Source organism: Robinsoniella sp. KNHs210, from assembly GCF_000686105.1.
In the GTDB taxonomy this organism is placed as follows: Bacteria; Bacillota; Clostridia; order Lachnospirales; family Lachnospiraceae; genus Robinsoniella; species Robinsoniella peoriensis.
On record NZ_JMLZ01000001.1, the window covers coordinates 324,714 to 344,438 of the forward strand.

The 19,725-nt window shown below is 40.0% G+C and carries 14 protein-coding genes and 1 pseudogene; 8 read left to right on the forward strand and 7 right to left on the reverse strand.

The features are described 5' to 3' along the window. The first annotated feature begins 466 nt into the window (after nt 1-466). A complete protein-coding gene (locus tag CD03_RS0101430; RefSeq protein WP_027292106.1) occupies nt 467-1,252 on the forward strand; it encodes a hypothetical protein in 786 nt (261 codons plus the stop codon). A 55-nt stretch (nt 1,253-1,307) separates the two neighbouring features. Here CD03_RS0101430 and CD03_RS37645 read toward each other — a convergent pair whose 3' ends face one another. After that, nucleotides 1,308-1,463: a hypothetical protein gene (locus tag CD03_RS37645; RefSeq protein ID WP_156042718.1), complete on the reverse strand. Its 156-nt coding sequence runs from the start codon at nt 1,461-1,463 to the stop codon at nt 1,308-1,310. 584 nt (nt 1,464-2,047) lie between these two features. Here CD03_RS37645 and tnpA point away from each other — a divergent pair. The 4 genes from tnpA (at nt 2,048) to CD03_RS38720 (ending at nt 4,853) form a co-directional block, all read left to right on the forward strand. Continuing rightward, the gene (gene tnpA / locus CD03_RS0101445; RefSeq protein WP_027292108.1) at nt 2,048-2,455 is read left to right on the forward strand and encodes an IS66 family insertion sequence element accessory protein TnpA; all 408 of its coding nucleotides are present in this window, start codon (nt 2,048-2,050) and stop codon (nt 2,453-2,455) included. Next, nucleotides 2,449-2,793 (forward strand): IS66 family insertion sequence element accessory protein TnpB, encoded by a 345-nt coding sequence (tnpB, locus tag CD03_RS0101450; RefSeq protein ID WP_027292109.1) that lies wholly within the window; start codon nt 2,449-2,451, stop codon nt 2,791-2,793. The genes tnpA and tnpB overlap by 7 nt, the downstream gene beginning before the upstream one ends. 152 nt (nt 2,794-2,945) lie before the next feature. Continuing rightward, on the forward strand, nt 2,946-4,562 hold the full coding sequence (gene tnpC, locus CD03_RS0101455; protein ID WP_027292110.1) for an IS66 family transposase: 1,617 nt from the start codon (nt 2,946-2,948) through the stop codon (nt 4,560-4,562). Nucleotides 4,563-4,727: 165 nt separating this feature from the next. Next, nucleotides 4,728-4,853 carry a hypothetical protein gene (locus CD03_RS38720; protein WP_255348046.1) on the forward strand — a complete coding sequence of 42 codons (126 nt, stop codon included), beginning with the start codon at nt 4,728-4,730 and terminating at the stop codon, nt 4,851-4,853. A gap of 520 nt (nt 4,854-5,373) precedes the next feature. Here CD03_RS38720 and CD03_RS39740 read toward each other — a convergent pair. After that, nucleotides 5,374-5,451, reverse strand: a pseudogene (locus CD03_RS39740) (IS200/IS605 family transposase); the annotation flags it as partial. A gap of 227 nt (nt 5,452-5,678) precedes the next feature. Between CD03_RS39740 and CD03_RS0101465 the strand changes: the two are divergent. From CD03_RS0101465 to CD03_RS31955, 3 genes are all read left to right on the forward strand, one after another. Beyond that, nucleotides 5,679-6,026, forward strand: a complete 348-nt coding sequence (locus tag CD03_RS0101465) for a hypothetical protein (RefSeq protein WP_027292111.1) — start codon at nt 5,679-5,681, stop codon at nt 6,024-6,026. A gap of 329 nt (nt 6,027-6,355) precedes the next feature. Further along, nucleotides 6,356-6,487 (forward strand): DUF6783 domain-containing protein, encoded by a 132-nt coding sequence (locus CD03_RS39745; protein WP_395022808.1) that lies wholly within the window; start codon nt 6,356-6,358, stop codon nt 6,485-6,487. 9 nt (nt 6,488-6,496) lie between these two features. Then, nucleotides 6,497-7,330 (forward strand): alpha/beta hydrolase, encoded by an 834-nt coding sequence (locus tag CD03_RS31955; protein ID WP_044288836.1) that lies wholly within the window; start codon nt 6,497-6,499, stop codon nt 7,328-7,330. Between the two features lie 121 nt (nt 7,331-7,451). Here the strand turns inward: CD03_RS31955 and galA are convergent, their stop codons facing one another. The 5 genes from galA to CD03_RS31965 form a co-directional block, all read right to left on the reverse strand. Next, the gene (galA, locus tag CD03_RS31960) at nt 7,452-9,821 is read right to left on the reverse strand and encodes a beta-galactosidase GalA (RefSeq protein ID WP_052377608.1); all 2,370 of its coding nucleotides are present in this window, start codon (nt 9,819-9,821) and stop codon (nt 7,452-7,454) included. A 71-nt stretch (nt 9,822-9,892) separates the two neighbouring features. Continuing rightward, complete coding sequence (locus CD03_RS0101480; protein ID WP_027292112.1) at nt 9,893-16,273, reverse strand: discoidin domain-containing protein; 6,381 nt, start codon at nt 16,271-16,273, stop codon at nt 9,893-9,895. Between the two features lie 70 nt (nt 16,274-16,343). Next, complete coding sequence (locus tag CD03_RS0101485) at nt 16,344-17,177, reverse strand: carbohydrate ABC transporter permease (protein ID WP_027292113.1); 834 nt, start codon at nt 17,175-17,177, stop codon at nt 16,344-16,346. Beyond that, nucleotides 17,177-18,067 (reverse strand): carbohydrate ABC transporter permease, encoded by an 891-nt coding sequence (locus CD03_RS0101490; RefSeq protein WP_027292114.1) that lies wholly within the window; start codon nt 18,065-18,067, stop codon nt 17,177-17,179. Before CD03_RS0101490 ends, CD03_RS0101485 begins: the two co-directional genes overlap by 1 nt. Nucleotides 18,068-18,154: 87 nt before the next feature. Beyond that, nucleotides 18,155-19,540, reverse strand: a complete 1,386-nt coding sequence (locus tag CD03_RS31965) for an ABC transporter substrate-binding protein (RefSeq protein ID WP_052377610.1) — start codon at nt 19,538-19,540, stop codon at nt 18,155-18,157. Between the last annotated feature and the right edge of the window lie 185 nt (nt 19,541-19,725).

A 19,725-nucleotide genomic window follows, 5' to 3' on the forward strand; every position in this document is an offset into this window, starting at 1 on the left:
ATGATAGTATAAAAATATGCATAATATAACGACTTAATTAAGGAGTCTGCCGAAAGGTGGGCTTCTTTTTATAGCAAAATCGTATGTAAATATATGGTATTTTCCTTTTTTATGTCGTATAATTACTATAGGTAAATTTTAGCATTGAGTGTTTATAACTCTCCGCTATATAAGGAGAAAAAACAGGTCAGTATTCAGAATTGTTTCTGATCTGAAGAATGATGGTGAATCATCGATGAGTTTTTTTGACAGTCTGAAAAAATATCACTCAAATAAATCTGATGGTATTTAGTAGTCATAAATTTTCTCCTCCTTTGGTTGTGAGATGTATTGGTGTCGTTACCTATATTTTATCACCATTGGAGAGAAAATTTATATAAATCGAGTAACTAAACCCAGTAAAATCAATGGGTTACGGTGTTTATCAAACACCTAGTATAATTACTAAATAAGGAGAATATATCATATGATTAAAAATATTGAAACTTTTTTAAACAATAATATGCCAAATATTTTGTATACTATTATAACAGCCGTTTTAATTCCTATATTAGCATATGCAATAAAATTATTTATTAATTTGAAATCTGAAAAAGGATGGTTGATACATTCTAAAGAAAAAGGAGGATATTTTTTTGGCTGGATAATGTGTTATTCAATACTTGCTTCTTTTGTAATTTCTGTTATTCATATATTTATAAAATCTATCCTTGCAGTATATCTCAAAACTATCATTATAAACCAGATATTGTTATATGTTATAACAATTGCACTTTTTCTTGTAGCATGTAGAATTATTCTAAAATACAAACGAGTTAAAATTAGATTATTAAAAAGAAAAAGAAAAAACATATTAGTAATAGTAATGCCAATGTTTGCCCTTACCTCTCTTTTATCTATTCATAATAAAGATAAGAATGCATTAATTTATATTATCCTATATATACTATTATTAGTATCTGAAGTTATTGGTTTGGTTTGTTTTAGTGAAAGTTATACTATATTAGAATTCTCCTATGCTAATTTATCACTTTCAGACGGTAGTTATTATCAAAATATTCCTATGAATAAAATTAAAAGTAAAAATATATGGATAACTATAGAATCTGAGAATAAAAAAATTTATATACGCAATAAAAACATTTCTAAAGTAGAATATCATGGTGAAAAAATGATTACATTGAATAAATTCCCAGATATTTCACCTAAGAATAAAACACCAAAAACATACGTTTCCCCTACTCTCCTTTGATATTTTGGAATATAATAGGCATTTGCGAAACGCTACAAGCATAATGTTGTAAAAATCACTTTAAAAAATCCGGTATAATTCTTTTCTCCCTATTATCATATCTGTCAGGATTTTCTTCGAGAAACCATCTGTCATTCCATGCTTTCAATTGGCGATTCATTGTTTCCTGAAAAACTTCTCCAAGCATATGGGTCGCTGTTGTATGCTTCATTGAGCGCGGCATATAATTATTTCTGAACATCCCAGGATTTTACTGTTTGGCTATACTGACATACTTTGCATAGATTTCCTCTATACAGGAAACCGCCATCTTTTCATGGGTCTGACTTAAAAAACATGCCGATTCTTATCCTCAGATATTCCTCTGTGCGCAATATACCTTTTTATCATATCTGAAGCAGCCGCAGGTATGCCTATCCTTCGTATTTTTTTCCATGAACATTAACTCCAGCTCTATCCTGACAAAACTGGATATCTCCTACCGTCAGGTCACAGACTTCCTGAGCTCGCACTCCGCTAGCATACAAAAGCATAGGAGCGTTTTATTTCTCAGCTCAATTTCCGTATACGTCAGGTATTTCATAGCCCAGCTCCGGCGGGGCTTTTTGCTAGCAGGATATTCTAAAAATAAAGATATGTTTTAAGGTAAGCGCAAAATAATTCCACGGATTGTTTTGTCCTAAAACCCAGTCCATAATTATAGTTAGAGAATGCAAGCATTTTACTTCATTTTTCTATTGATAGAAATGATAGATGCGAGCATTTTACTCTACTTACATTTATGGAGGATTGCTCATGAGAAGTACCAGAATACCAGCACACGAACAATATCGCTTAATTATGGAATGCCGCAGCAGTGGTCTCACTGATCACCAATGGTGTGTGGAACATGATATTAAACCAGGGACATTTTACAACTGGGTGAAAAGACTTCGCCAAAAAGGCTGCTCTGATCTTCCACCAGCTACCGGACGCAGCTGTAACGCTCCTGAAAAACAGGAAGTAGTAAAAGTCGATTTTAAAAATCAAGCTTCATGTAGCCAGAATGATCTTATGCTTGATACTTCATGCACCCGCGTATCAGTTCCAGATATACCATCCATGAATCTTTCGATAGGCAGATGCACTTTATCCATCCCCAATGGAGCCGATCCGCTTCTTCTCGCACAGGTATTCAACGTACTGAAGGAGTTTGAATGCTAGGGGATATCACAGCTGCCGATGAAATCTTTATTGTTACCGGCCGTACGGACATGAGAAAATCCATCGATGGTCTGTGTGCAATCGTGGAACAACAGCTGCATATGGATCCCAGACGGAGTGCACTTTATCTTTTCTGTGGCAAACGCTGTGATAGAATCAAAGCATTACTGTGGGAAACTGACGGTTTTGTACTTCTTTACAAAAGAATGGAAGTACAGGGCAGGTTCCGCTGGCCAAGAAATCAGCTTGAAGTAAGACAGCTTACCTGGCAGCAATTCGACTGGCTCATGTCTGGTCTTGAAATCGAACAGCCCAAAGCATTCAAACCTACTGACTAACGGTGGAAAATATCCACATTTTTTTGTCGGGAAGTGGATCATTTTCCACTACTCGGGATAGGCTTCAAACCCTTGTAAATACTGGATTTTCCGCTTCTTTTTCTATGCTTTTTATGGTAAAATAAAAGCATAGAAAAAGGAGCAGAAAACCTATGGCTGGCAATTCAAAAGATTCAAAAATCCTTGCATATAAGGATACCATCAGTCAATTGAATACAACTCTTGCTGCACAGACAGAACTCATCAAGTCTTTGCAAAAGACCTTAGAGGCAGACCGTCTTGAGAAAGAAAATCTTCGTCAGCAGATTGAATATCTAACGAAGAAACTCTTTGGCACTTCCAGTGAAAAACGCAAGGATGTGGAGGGTCAGCTGAATCTTTTTGATGAAGCTGAGCAGGAAGCTGACAATAACTGGAATCCCGAACTGCCAGATGATATCACTGTTCCAACGCATAAACGTAAAGCAAAACGCACGCATGCAGAGCTCTTTAAAAATATCCCATCCTGTGATGAGATTATCCCTCTGCCAGAGGAAGAGAAAAACTGTCCTTCCTGCGGTGCACAGATGGAATATATCGGCAAAGAATTCGTTCGTCACGAATTTCGTTTTTCACCTGCAAAGGGTAAAGTTGTAAATATTTACCGGGAGACCTACAAATGTCCAGAGTGTGTTATATCAGAGGAAAATCCGGATGAACAGGTCTTTGTGAAAGCGCCTGTCGCAGATGCATTGATTCCTGGAAGCTATGCATCGGAATCTGTAGTTGCCTGGGTAATGAACCAGAAATACCAGAATGGTATGCCGCTGAAAAGGCAGGAGCAGGACTGGGCGCAGCTTGGGGTTGCCTTAAATCGTACAACACTTGCGAACTGGGTCATTTACTGTGCGGAGCACTATTTTAGCCCTGTATATGATTACTTTCATCGCCAGTTGCTTAAGAGACAGTATCTTATGGCAGATGAAACTCGGGTGCAGGTATTAAGAGAGCCGGAACGGAATCCAGAAACAGACTCCTGGATGTGGCTGTTCCGCAGTGGGGAAGATGAACTGCCGCCGATTGTGCTCTATCATTATACAGAAACAAGAGCCAAGTATAATGCTGAGAGATTCCTGAATGGTTTTGCCGGGTATCTGGAAACGGATGGATATCAGGGATATAATAATCTTCCCGGTATCAAGCGATGCTCCTGTTGGTCTCATACGAGACGCTACTTTATAGATGCTGTACCAAAAGGCAAGGAATATGATTACAGCAATCCTGCAGTACAGGGCGTCCAATTCTGCTCGAAACTTTTTGAATGCGAACGGTATTCAAAAGCCAAAAACCATTCAGCTGAGCAGCGAAAAGAATTCCGGCTCGCAAAAGAAAAGCCAGTACTGGAAGCATTCTGGAAATGGCTGGATCAGCAGAAACCAAACAAGGGTACCCGCCTTGATAGAGCGGTGAACTATGCCCAAAACCGGAAAGATACGCTTATTACCTATCTTGAAGATGGACACTGCAGTCTTTCTAATAATCTCAGCGAAAATGCCATCCGCCCATTCACAGTGGGGCGCCGGAACTGGCTGTTCAGTACCAGTCCCAAAGGTGCAGCCGCCAGTTCTATGGTATATACCATGGTTGAGATGGCGAAAGCGAATGATCTGAACATCTATAAATATCTGACTTATCTATTGGCCGGGCGGCCAACTGAAACCATGTCAGATGAGCAGTTAGAGCAACTTGCTCCATGGAGCGAAGCTGCCAAAGCTAGCTGTCAAAACTAAAATAGAGTAAAATGCTTGCATCTATCTTTGGTGCAAGCGATATTTATTAATAGCGTAAGACTATTTTGCGCTTACGTTTTAAGTATTTTAAAGCTTGCTTTTCCACCCGTAATATGTAAGCTGTCACTCACAGCAATACAACATATCTTTGAGGAGGACGCGACCATGCTGCAAATATCTGAAATCGCAAAGAAAACCGAGGAAATGTTTTTCTGCGGCACCATTATCGGGGCAACGCGAGAGGTCAAAGTAATCTGTGGGGATTGCGGTGAGCCTTTCGAGAGGGAGTAATATAATAGGCGGAGATCGTGAGGTTTCCGCTAAATTATTCTTATACTTTTTAGCGGAAGCAATATCAACTTCCGTCTATGCACAAAGGTGTGCAATTCAAAACTCGTAGCGCTGACCAATGTATGACGTGCGAAAAATCTTAGACTTGTAACCGCCGCAAGAACATTTTTTTAAAGTAATAAATCCCTGGAAACGCGTGTAAATGCGGCATTTTCAGGGATATATCAAAAAACGGCCTCACAATTTAAAGGGCCGTTTTTCTATTAAAGTTTCTTCCTTCATATGGTAACTCAGTTCAAAGATATTTTGGAGTCCATAGATAAGAAAGTTGAATACATTAAAAGTCAGACATTTTCTAATTACTTATAATGGTTTGCAGATAATCACCGCTACCAACGAAGGAACAATCGGGACAATTGGTAATCATGGTTACTGGCAAGCAAAAGAAGAACAGAAAGAATTATAGGATATTTTTCAGCAAGCATACATTCTGGTGGAACAATAATCAACTATAACTTTACTATGAACCTTGAATTTCAATATATTCTTTTCGGTCTTTTTCGCTGATATTGCCAACAGAACAGATGAAATATCCATTCGTCCAAAATGTATATTCCTATCAAAAACACTTTGCCAACAAATGATTGTTTTAGAACAATCTGACAGTGATAGCACAATCATCTACTCTGCTATAAATGACCGTAATTCTGCGAAATTACTTTAAAAGTATTGGCAAGAAATTATCGATATACAAAGTGATATTAATAGACAATATATTTCACCATATGATAGAATTAAATAAATCAGTATTTGTGGAGGTGCTTTATGTTTAACGAAATATGTATATACGAAGCAAAATTAACTAAGATTGATGAAATAGAACAGTTAATGAAGGAAGTTGCCGAATTTTATCAGCAGCAAGAGGGCGTAATTGATGTTCACTACATAAAACGCACTCATAGACAAAAAGATTTTAATGCAGTTAAAGAAGGTGAATTACCCGTTCGTCTTATAAGAAATGTGGGTAAGGTAACGTATGTCCTGTATTGGGTATTGGAAAATGAGGAAGTTCATGCAAGAGTATCAAAACTTGGAATAGAGAAATTCTATAAACGGTGGAATCGTTGTTTAACCACAATGCCAAAAATAATATTGGGTGAAAACATTGTTTAAACAGCTGAATTCAATTTTTAATTAACGATACAATATAAAATAGTCTTAGGGCGGTACTTCGGTACTGCTTTTTTTATGTAATGGAGGAAATTCCACACCTCCACTTTCTGTAAGCCCCAAATGGTAACAGATGCGTGGGGATGGAAGCATTACAGTTCAGCAAGAAGAACCCGCGTAAAATCAATCCTTTTCAAGAACGATATGGTAGTTTATAATGTGTTATGTAAGTACATGAAATCAGTGGCACTAAACTGAAATTTGTGGAGGTATATAATATGATGCTGAAAGATATATTAGAGCGTGTTTGAAAATTTATTCCCGCCATCTGCATGCGCAGCGGCATATTCACTCCGGATTCAGGTTACATAGCCCGCTGCGCACCCTTCATCCGGGAAAATTCTCCCACAGAATGTGACGCACAACTGCCAGAAAACAATTTTAAAACGCTCTCTAGAATGTAAAGGTATACTATGAAAAAATATACAATGAAAAAAATCCAGATTCTGTCTGGCGAAAAAGAAATGGATCTATATATTCTGAAACCTACTGTAAATGTGAAGCCAAAGAATAAAACTCCAGGAATTTTATGGATACATGGTGGCGGATATATTACGGGAATGGCAAAGATGCTCTATATCTCTCGGGCAATAGGACTTGTGAAAAAATACGGTGCTGTCGTTGTGACTCCGGAATATCGTCTCTCCAAAGCAGCTCCCTATCCTGCCGCCTTGGAAGATTGCTATACAGCATTAAAATATTTAAAAGAACACGCGGAGGAATTAGGCATAAATACCAGTCAGATTATGATTGGCGGTGAAAGCGCCGGTGGCGGTTTGACAGTTGCAACCTGTATGTATGCCAGAGATAAGGGTGAAATAAATATTGCATATCAGATGCCTCTTTATCCCATGATTGATGACAGAGATACTGAATCTTCTCGTGATAACCACGCTCCTGTTTGGAATACAAAGCTCAATCATAAAGGTTGGAAAGCATATCTGGGTGATTTGTGGCAAGGGAATGTTCCTGCATACGCTGCTCCTGCAAGGCAAACCAATTATTCAGATTTGCCACCTGCATATACCTTTGTAGGTGATAATGATCCGTTTTACTGTGAAACGCTTACTTATATCAAAAACCTGAAGAACGCCGGTGTTAAGGCAAAGACTGATGTCTACCCGAATTGTTTTCATGCATTCGATATGCTTCTCCCATTCAAAAAAGTGAGCAAAAAAGCCATTGTGGAATTTGAAAGACAATATTTGTATGCCGTGAAACATTATTTTGCGGAACAGAAGAAATAGAATGAACAAGCTATATGAATAACTTAATTTAAATCAAAGATAACTCCAAGGCAGTGTTTGATGTGAAATACGTTGATACTGAAATACCGACCTGAAATAATCATAAGGATGTTCATAAGATCTATATAGCTTTCCCTGCTAACGTAATAATACAATCCTTCAATCCTTTCGAAGAAGCAGTTACCAGAATCTCTCCCTCTTCTCCATTGGACTGAATAATCAGCATACTTTTTCCTGAAAACATACTTTTTTCCATTGCTTTATCCGGTTCATGGCTGCTTGGATCTCCATTTCCTGTACCTATTATCTTTGCTGCACCTTTCACTGAAAATGTGATTTTATTATCTGCTACAGGCATCGGATTTCCATATTTGTCTGTTACAGAAATCCGGATACAGGAAACATCATTGCCATCGGCTGATAAATACATTTTATCTGCTTCTGCTTTTATCTGATATGGCATTCCGGCAGTCACCACAGTTTCCGTAATTACCCACTCACCATTACTATATCCTTCGGCACGAATTTCTCCCGCTTCATAAGGTACCTTCCATTCCAGATGCCCATGTGGCCTGCGTACCTTCTTCCCCAGGCTCTTTCCATTTAAAAAAAGTTCGATCTGAAGCAGATTACTATATACCCAGACATCCTTTTCGATGCCCTCCTCCCCACTCCAGTTCCAGTGCGGAAGAATATGAAGAGTCGGCTCTTCACACCATTGGGATTTGAGATAATAGTAGTTATCCTTTGGAAATCCACAGGTGTCCATAATCCCAAAATGAGAATTGATATTCGGCCACTCATATGGTGTGGGTTCGCCTCTGTAATCAAATCCTGTCCAAATAAAAACTCCTGATAAAAAGGAATGTTCCGCCACATCTGTCCACGCCTTTTCCACCGAGCAGCTCCACTCCGGAATATAGGTACCATATTCCGGACAGTAACCACGCTTGTCATCTCTTTCATAAATCCCCCTTGTAACAGTGCAGCTGGCACTTTCACTTCCTATCATACACCGCTCGGGAAAAAGTATATGATCGTGAATATCCTGCCCTTCTCTCTGTCCGTAATTGTATCCTGTCACATCTACCCCGTCGCTATAGCCGCAATCATTCCAGCCGTGGTTCATAGCTGCTGTTACGGGTCTTGTGGGGTCGATGCTATGGGTTACTGCTGATAGGGTTTTCAGGATACGGGCACCCATTATGGTGCCTTCCAGAATCTCCTCATTTTCCATACTCCACATAAAGATACAAGCATGGTTCCTCCCGCGATAAATCATCTCTCTCAGTTCACGAATACCTGTTTCTGAGCTGTCCAGTTTCCTGTTTTCATCCATTACCAGCATACCTATTCTGTCGCAGATATCAAGTAGTTCCGGTGTGGCCGGATGATGGGCGGAACGGTAAGCATTGCACCCCATCTCTTTTAATAATTTCAGCTTATATTCAATTATTTTATCTGGCAGAGCTACCCCCACCCCCGCAAAATCCTGGTGATTACAGGTACCCTTAATGACATAAGGCCGACCGTTTAACAAAAATCCTCTGTCTGAATCAAATGCCAGTGTACGTACACCAAAGTTTGTCTCCTTAATATCTCTCAATTCTTCTCCTTCGTACACCTCTGTTACAACTTTGTATAGATAAGGTGTCTCCGGTGACCATAATTCAGGTTGCAGTATATCAAATGTACATTTCCACTTTTCCTCTTTAAAAGCCCCTATAGGCTTCTCCCTCCCGGCCTCAGCTAATAGCTGGTTTTCTCTATCTGAAATCCGAAATATTACACGACAGTTTCTATCTTCAAAATGCTCGTTTAGCACCACGGTTTCTATCTGTACCTGGGCACAGCCCGCCTCCACCTTCGGCGTTGTGACACAGGTTCCGTGTCGTTTTACGTGGATTCTATCCGTTGCAATAAGCCAGACATGGCGGTATATTCCGGCTCCTTCATACCACCAGCCTTCATATTCTCTGGCATCCACGCGTACTACAATGACATTGCGCCCTGTTTCACCATAGCGTAACACATCTGTTAAATCGCAATAAAATCCGGTATATCCACTCTCATGATGCATAATTCGGTGTCCGTTTACCCACACGGTGCTCTTACGGAATACGCCGTCAAATTCTATACCTGTTTTTTTGCCCAGTAACTCCTGGGAAATGGAAAACTCTTTACGGTAATATCCAATTCCCCCATAGAGGTATCCATGACTTTTATGATGCTTCACGGCACCTTCATCATTATAATAGTCCCCTTCTACACACCAGTCATGAGGGAGAGAAACATCCATCCATTCCTCCTCACAGACAGACTCTTGTGGTCGTTCATCAAAATAGGCGATTTTCAGCCATTCTCCATCCTCAATATCCTCACAGTCTGTAATACCACCTGCCATACCGCTCTTCACGGGATGTATGATTTTCCAATCACCCAGATGGAATTTCCACCCTGTTTCAAATGTTTCTTTCATTCGTATTTTCATATATAATCCAATCCTTTCAGTAATATAAAAAGTCCTCTCGGAAATTATTTAGATTTCCGAGAGTCTTCTCATTATTTTTTGATTTTCACACTGCTCTTCTGACCTTTTTTAGCCAAAAGTTTTTTATATTCTGTAAATTTCTTTGATGGCACTTTAATCTCAGCCCTGCTGTTGATTCCTTTAAATGCATTCTTTCCTGCAGTTTTTAAAGAAGCTGAATAAATACGGATGCTCTTCAGCTTACCTGCACCGTCAAATGCGTAAGAGCCTATTGTTTTTACATATTTTCCTACTTTAACGCTCTTAAGCCTTCTGTTTTTCTGAAATGCTTTGGAACCAATTTCCGTAACTTTGTAAGTGTTCCCTTTGAACCTTACTGTATTTGGAATTGTTATACTGCTATACGTTTTTTTCACAGGCGCTGTTACTTTTACGGTACGTTTTCCTGATACCGTGCCTGTGATTGTATATTTCAGTCTTCCGCTGCTCAGGGTATCACCCTTTTTCGCCGGAACCTCACTCCACTTTGCAGTAAGTGTAATCTCTCCGGTTCTTCCTGCCGGAATCTCTGTAACACGTGTTCCGTTCAGATACCAGCCCCCGAAGTTCATGCCAGCTTTCACCGGTGTCCCAAGTATAATGGTCTGCACTGTTGTATAAACGGCTGGATTCGCATTATTTACTCCTGACATACCGGCATAGTTAATCCTATACGTTAACAGCTCATACTTTGCACTTATTACCAGATCACCTGTTACATTTGTGAAAGCTTTATCCCAGCCTGTAAAGCGGTAGCCTTTTCTTTCCGGTACCTGCGGTGCCTTTGCTGTCCCGTTTACCTCAATTGTCTGCATCTCACCCAGCACACGGTTATCATGATTTAAGAACATTACTTTGCAGGATGGTAATTTTGCAATTGGAGATTCCTCTGTTTTGTCACAAGCCTTACAACTGCGCGTCTCTTCTCCTTCTTCATAAATAGTTGGATTCTTTACCCTTTCCCATTCACCAAAGTCATGCCCTGCTGCCGGGATTATTTCCTGATTTATAATCTCTTTACATATATTACATCTTGTTATCCGAACACCCTCTTGAACACAGGTGCTTTCATGAAGGATTACCGTTTCCGTTTCCGAATGTCCGCATGCTAAGTTTCGGATGCTTTCCTTTACTGCATCCACCGCTTCTTTGATTTCCCCTGCATCTGCTGCCGGGTTCTCTGCAACTACTTTTGCTGCAGCTAAAGCTTCTTTCACTTTTGCATAACTCTCTTTACTGTATTTTCCGGCATCAATAGATTCTGCATCTAAAATACTCTGCCTTAATTCTGCTAATTCTTCAGAAGTTGGTACACCCTCTTCCATAACCACGACGTTTACCTGTGCCTGTAGGTTGTTTCTGTTCTGATATTCTGTACCTTCCCTGATTGTACCTGTAAAACCATAAACACCCGCCATTGTTCCGTCATAGCTTTCACAAGCCCATGTTACAGGAAGGTAACGTACATTCACATGATTTAATCTTACTAATACTTCGGTAGGAAGACCCGCAGCTGCATCATCAGCTGATGTTCCAAAACTTACTTCTTTCTCTGCCTGAAGTCCAATTTCTGTGATATTTGGTACCTCATTTACAAAAATATTAAGTTTTGCCTTTACATTATATGGATTTTTATAAGTATCATTTTCTGCAATTATTCCAACTAATTTGTAAGTACCGGCAACTGCTGCATCATAAATTTCTTTATTCCAGGTAATACTCACTTCCTGCGTGGAATCGTCATCCATTACTGCCACCAATGTTTGCGGAATATTCAATTCTTCTATTGGTGTATTCAGTTCTGCTTCCATGTCCGGCAGATATTCAACGGACCGGATTACATGTTTTTCAACAATTACCTTTATGCCAGCTTTTTTATTTTCCGGATTTCTAACTGCAGCCGGAACCGCGATGGTTCCTTCTAATGTATAGGTTCCTTCTTCTTCCGGTTTATATCCATCTGTATTCCAGGTAACCGGATATTCTGTTACAAAATCCTCTCCCAGTGTTACCTCTGCTGTCTTTGGCAGCTGTTCTTCCAGTTCTTCTACCGTGGTTCCAAAATACAGCTTTAAGTCTTCCGCTGCTTTCACATCTGTCAGCTTTACTTCCGGTGCATCGGCAGCTATCAGTTCTAACTCATCAATTCTGGCGTTGTTCTTTGGCCACTGGCCGTTATAGTTATCTGCTACGGTAATGTAAAGTCGGAAATATTTAGACGTAACCGGTTCACTCAATGTTCTTTCCGTTACTTTTTCCTTATTACCGGTGACCGAATCCACATCCTGCCAGTTGTCTGTTCCATTTTCACTTACCTGAAGTTTAAAGTCTTTTGCAACGCTGTTTATATCCCCCCTTAGAGCTACATGCGAAACTTTCCATTTATTAATGCTGATTGCTTCATCAAAGTCTAACTGCACCCATCGTGGCTCTGCAATATTCTTGCTGGCGGATACCCATGCAAATTCCGCACCGTCGTCTTTGGTTCCATTGGTTTTCCCATCAATTACACGGAGTGGAGCAAAGTTATCGTGCTGACTGTCTGCTGCAACCCGGTTTGCCATAGCTGCAAGGTTTCCCGATCCACCGCCCTCTGCTTTGATGATACAGCTGTCCTGATATTCAGTCCCTTTCACCATTACAGTAATGGTTGCTGTTCCAGACCCAAGTGCTATTACTTTACCTTCTTTACTAACATTAACAATTTCATTATTACTGCTGCGCCACTGAATTTCACCATCTACATTCTGACGTACTGATAACTGTTCTGCAGAGCCAACCTCAATCTTTACTTCCTGCTGGTCAATTTCTATACCATCAATTTCCTTCAGTTGCTCAAAAGCGGACTTCAAAGCATCTATTTCGCTTTGTACCCTGGATGGATTTTCCAATGTAACTTTTGCTTTTTCCAAAGTCGTCTGGAATACATTCCAGCTTTCTGATGTATATACGCCCTTTTTTACCTGATCATACTCATTACACAGATTTTGAAGCTGTTCAACCAACTCCGGATCAGCTGATACAGTTATCTCGCAAATTGCAGACGCCTGTTTATCCCAACTGACTGCTGTAATAATTGCTGTTCCTGTCTTCACACCCGTAACAACTCCACCTTCCACTGCTGCAACTGTATTATCAGAAGATTTCCATTTTACATCCGGGAAAGATGCATCTTGAGGAAGAACAGCTGCAGTAAGCGTGTTTGAAGCATTCTCATACAGGGAAAGTTTTTCCGCTGATATTACTACTTCTTCTGCGGGCACCTCTGGGATCGGCAAAAATTTTTCATAAACATAGAATTCTGCTGCACAAATAAATTTGTTTACTTCGTTCGGATTACCTGCTGTTGTATCTTTTGCTCGAATCCGTATTCTCCTTGCCTCAACACTTTCAAACAAAGCTTCTTTTTTGTACATTGTATTTTCCCAGGTGCCGCTTCCACCAGGTATTTTTACAAAATCTTCCCCTTCTGCATTTGTGCTGTACCATAATTCATATCCTAAAATACGTCCATTAAATGCATTTTCCTCCTGACGTGGTACATATTCAAACTTACTTACATCATAAATATCGCCCAGGTCAATCGTAAAGCTATTATTTATATCATTTGATATATCTGGCCGCGGATCATGATTATATGCACTGTGCCACCTTGTTGATTCATTTCCGTCTACTGCATTACCTGCCGGACCGTCAGCACCACTGTTTTGTTCACTGTCAGCCACCGCTGTCAGCTGTGAAGACGGAATCTTTCTTTCACTTATAACATTAACAATACAGGTGTCTTTGATGTTGGTCCCTTCCAGAGTCGCCGTAATTGTCGCTGATCCTTCCTGTTTGCCTGTCACTGTTCCATATGCATCAACAGGAACCACTTCATTATTATCAGATTCCCAAATAATTTTTTTGTCTGAATTGCTGATGACATTAATTTTAACACTATTATTCAACGGAACATCTACACTTGTGTCTTCAATATTAATTACACTTGGAAGTTCTCCTGTATAAGTTAACTCATATCGCATCCCTGCTTCTGTAGCAAAGGAATAAACGTCACCAAGACTATTTGCTTCTTTGGTTGTTTCTACTTCTTTTCCATTTGCAAAAACCTTTAATTCCAGACCTTCTGCCTGCCATGGATTTAAAACAGAACAGTCTGTTCCTTTTTCACTGTAAATACTGGCATGGGTAGTCTGTCCAAATGCATTCTGTTCTCCACTTACAGTAAATGCTCCATATGCGCGAAGATTCTTAAAGGAAGCGGACTGCGACTGATACCATGTTGGGAAGAAATTAATAAATCCTTCATGGCTCTGCATCAGACATTCCATAATCGCTCCGGAGAATAACGTTCCTCCCATATCTCCAATGGTATTATTAGGCCGAATTCCCATCCAGTCATAAACCCCTGTATCATTTGATTTTACATCAACATAACCCGCCTTCATGGCATTTAACCATTTTTCAGGGTCATATCCCACTCTTGCTGCAGTCATTGCTGCTCTTGTCTGCTTATCACTGGTCCCAAACTCCTGTTTCTTATCCAGCCATGTCAGCACTTTATCTCTCTCTTCCTGTGATGAAGATGGTCCTATTAAATCATAAAATGCAAATCCATATACATTGAAACTAGAGAATGTAGGTTCATGGTTTCCTCCCTCAGCATCCACTGTATAATATTCTTTTCCGTCTATTGTTTTGGTTGGATAAGGAGCCAGATGTGTATACACTTCATTCCATTGTACCCGATCGTCTGCGTTTATACCCTTTGACTCACTGATTTCAATTGCATGTTTCAGAATATAAGCTGCCCCTGCTATATCTAATGTAGCATTTTTAAGTGCTGTGGTACTTTCATAAGTAGCACCATAAATATTATATTGATCTCCCTCTTTTTCTGCATAGTCCACCCAGAAATCAGCAGTGGAACTCAACTTAGGCCAAAGCACATTATTCAGGTAATCCTCATCTAACGTAGATTTATAATATGTTATCATCGGCTGAAGTGCCATGGTAGCATTGGATGGAGAACACCAATAATCCTGCACCCCACCGTTAAAGCTTTCTGTACGGATTCCCCATGGACCTATATGTGTTGGGAAAAGAGAACCACGAATACCTTCTGTAAATTTAGTTCTGGATGAATTATTAATAACTGAATTCAAATGCCTGGGATCAGATGCTTTTTCCACACCAGTTTTCCAATAGGCATCGATTACTTCTGAATAATTATCAATATGATTCAATCTGTTTGCGGTAATGGCCGTTCCCATTGGCCTCTGCACATCACTATTCAGGGTATAGTCGCCTGTCCAGTCCGGTGCTAAACTTCCGCTCCACGGGAATAAACCTGTAGTTACTCCTTCTGCAGGGTGTTCACTGACTGCCTGTAATGCACAACCAATCTGGTAGATCTGTCCAAAATATGCTTTTTCAAGTGAATTAGATTTATCGTCCAGTTTAATATAAGATTTCAGCCAGTATTCTTTCCACCACTGATGATGACGTTCTCTCGCATCTGCAATTTTATCTGCACTATCATACTGCTCTACTTTCTTAATTGCATCTTCATAATAAGTAGTTGATTCTTTCCCGCCTTCTACTGCTGATACCACCTGAATTGTTTCATTTGGTTCAACCGAAACACTTAACTTACTTGTGTTATTGCTGACTTTTTCTATGGTTGGTGTTTTACCTAAAATCTTCGCCGCCAGTGTTGCATGTACTTTTATATTATATGTATTGGACACTGCATGTCTCGTTGCCGTAATAATTCCTTTTTCTTTATCTATGGCTGACTCCACACTGGAAAAACCGCCGTTATTGGAGGGCGGCGTCGCTGTCCATGCGGAAATATCTAAGTCCATGATTTTATCTGTTTGATTTGTAATTTCCGTAATCATAAGGTTTTCTTTTGCAGAAATCCATGTTGTTGTATTATAACCACTCTCGGATGAGCCGGACACTTCAGCCAGTTTCATATCTTCTGTCATAGAATATGTCCCGTATATTCCCTCATCATCTGTGCGCTTAATATCCAAACCTCCAAAACCCACATACTGGCTATCTCTATTCCCATTCGTCAGTTCTTCAAAGTTATCCAGCCTTGTAAGATAAACCGTTTGGTTTTTCTTATCATCTCTCGTAGTACCGCTTAAAAATCCCAGTACGGTTCCATTACCCATCAGTGGCCCATCCGGGGTATGCCCTGTTTTCGGCTCAATAATTGATGGCTTTGTATAGACACCAACATGGGAATCCAGCAATGCTGAAACCTCCTCCCACTGTGGCTCCGCCGAGTAGACCTCTTCTGTCTCCGCTGCCCTGGCATAATTTGCGGGCACAGCAGATAATCCTGAAACAGCCATACACAATGCCATTGCACCAGCGAAATACCTTTTCACTTTTTTCATCTCTTCAATTCCTCCTAAGTTTAAAATTTTTTATCAAAGACTGCCCCTTTTGTTTCGCCCCCTTCCCCGCTTATCCTTTCACTGCTCCAGCAGTCATACCTTCAATAATATATCTCTGTCCGATTAAATATATTATGATTACCGGTGCCATAGTCAGTACGATATAAGCGCATATTAATCCCCAGTCTGTAGACCATGGTGAAGAAAATTCTCCATACACACCGTACATGGAAAGCATTACGCCCCATTTCTTACTATCCGTCAGGAGGTATAATTGTGATTCGAATCCATTCCATGCACCCATGAAATTCAATATAATTCCCGTCATGGTAACTGGTTTCAGCAACGGGAAAATTGTGCGAAAGAACATCTTCCATCCTGTGGCACCATCCATAGCGGCTGCCTCATCCAGTTCTCTTGGAATTCCTTTGATAAATCCTGTAAACAGAAGCATGGAAAAGGATATTCCCTGGGTCGCTGTCAGTAAGGTAGCTCCCAATATACTGTTTGTCATATGCAGACGACTCATTACCAGCATAGTACTTACCATATTGGTTGTTGCTACAACACCAAAGAAAAAGTAACTGTAGAGTGCTTTATTTAGACGATTTACAGATCTTACAAGAATAAATGCTGCCATTGCTGCAGTTACATTACTTATAATTGTAGAAGCAATGGCGATAATCGAACTGTTCACATAGCCACGCAGCATATTACCTTTTACAAAGGCATTGACATAGTTATCCAGTTTCAATTCCTTAGGCAGTTCCAATGAAAAAAATGCCGCTTCCGCTGCCGGTTTCAGGGAGTTCAAAATAATCAGTACGAATGGAACCAGCACAACAATGGAAAATCCCCAGCAGACAATCTGCAAAATACTCATGCTTATTTTTTTCGCTTTCATTATGCTGATACCTCCCTCTTACTTGATTGTTTATTTACGATATAGGAAATGACTGTTGTCATAATTAATAACAATACGTTCATTGCAGAAGACAGACCGTAATCACCTGCTGAGTATTCCCGGTATACCATAGTTGCAATAACCTCTGTTGCATTTCCTGGTCCGCCATTTGTCAGCGAATATACGATATCAAATGCACGGAAACCATGTACTACATTTAAAACCAGATTGATTGTAACAGCAGGCATGATATATGGTATTGTAATATTTTTAAACAATTGCCATTTGTTTGCACCATCGATGCGGGCCGCTTCGTAATAAGTCTTATCTATTCCCTGCAAACCAGCCAGAAAGATTACCATATTAAGTCCAAAGTAACGCCATACTTCGACACCTATTACAGATGGCATAGCAGTCTGCAGTGTAATCAGCCATTTTCTCTGCAGCATATCAAGTCCAATCACATCCAGGAAATTATTCAGAAGACCTGTGGGACTTAGAATTGTAGTAAACATAATACCAATTACAATGGTAGATACTGCCTGCGGTATGAAATATACGGAACGAAGTACATTTCTTCCAAACACTTTTCCGTTCAGAAGCATCGCCAGTCCCAGTCCCAGCGCAACCTCAAAAGCAGATGTAGCCAGAGCAAATACGATGGTATTCATAATGGGTCTTACATATTTAAATGGCTGATCCAAAAAAATAAACTTAAAGTTATCCAGCCCGCAGAACTTAATATCAGAACTATAGACATTCCAGTTTGTGAATCCAAAGTAGATACCCACAATGGTTGGGACCATAAAAAGTACCGTGTATAATACGAATGCCGGAAGTACCATACTGCGCGGATACATTGATCGCTGTAATGATTTTTTTCTCTTCATATATTTATCCTTCTTATAAAGAGAGTCCTGGGATTTTCTCTTTTCCATGAAAACCCAAGACTCTGTGATTGTTCATTTGTTTCACGATCACTCAACCGTTTTAAACATTTTCTGTCTTGCTGCATCCAGGGAATCTAATACCTGTTCAGGTGTCATCTGTCCAAAGAACATGCTCTGAATGTTTTTACCAAAGCTTCCGTCCGCACTTGCATATAATACTGCCTGAGCCGGTGATGCCTGCGTTTTGTCACCAACCATTTCCATAACAGCCGTAAAATCCTTTGGAGCCTTTGCTGTTGCGCCTTCTAAAGTGGACTCCAGTAAGTCTGTACGTCCATCATAATATGTCTGTAAATTACCTTCTTCCGCTAAGAAGTTGAAATATTTTTTACAAGCTTCAATATTTTTTCCATCTTTATTGATCATGCGTGTCATACCTGCACCTGTCATCGCCACTGTGCTGAAATCATCTGCATATGGGCATGGGAATGCAAGATATGTATCTGCCGAAGGACCGCCCGCTGCTTCGATATCATTAACATATGTAGCCCATCCGAACCACATTGCACATTCACCATTTGCCATTACAGTCGCTCCCTGATCAAATGTATTGGATAAGTAATTTTCACCAAAATATCCTTTTTCTGCACTGTCTTTTAAATTTGTCAGGTATTTTACTGCCTCTTCTGACTCCCCAAAGGTTGTCTCATTGTTATTCAGCTTTTCAAATGTGCCCGGTGCTTTGGTCTCAATGTTTGTTGCTCCGTCAAAAGCCTGTGCACAGTACCATTCCTCTTTACCAGGGAAATATACCGGTGTGATCCCTGCTGCTAATAAAGCATCACAGGCTTCCGTAAAGGTCTTATAGTCTGTTGGGACTGCGATATTATTTTTTTCAAAAATCGCACTGTTATAAATCATAGCCCGGAAATCACGACCCCAGGTAGTAAATCCAACTAATTTTCCATTGTAACTCGCCTGATCCGTCATCCATTCCGGATATCTTGCTGCCCACTCTTCACCTGATAAATCAAGCGCATATTTGTCAGTCTGGAATCTCTGCAGAGCCAATCCGGTCTCACCCATGTAAATATCAGGACCTTCACCTGAAGCCAGTCTCGTCATCAATACATTTTCATACTGGTCATCCGGATTCGCCTGTAAGTCAACTTTAATTCCTGTCTCCTGGGTAAACTTGTCTGCCAGTTCTCTGTCGATATCACGAATCCAGCTTGCAGAAGCCGCTACCGTAATTGTGATATCCTCATTTGTGATATCCGATCCAGATGATTCTTCTGATTTCTCTGTTCCAGTTGTTACCTCTGCTGTGTCTGATTTCTCTTCTCCCGCTGCTTCTGTCAGTGCTTTTGTTTCTTCTGCAGATTTATCTGTTTTACCACAACCTGCCATACTTCCAGTCATTGCCACTGCTAATATTACGCTTAGGCATTTTGTCACCATCTTATTCTTCATAATTTCTTTCTCCTTCTATTTTAATATTTTTGCTTGACAGCTTTGTATTTACTGCTGTTTGCTATGTTTGTATCATATCCGATCTTTAGTTTTTTTTAAATAGACGAAGCAAACCACTAGAGGTAGACATTTCTGCACAGCTAAATTATCTCTAATCTAAAAACAGGCTAACGTAAAAGGTTTTC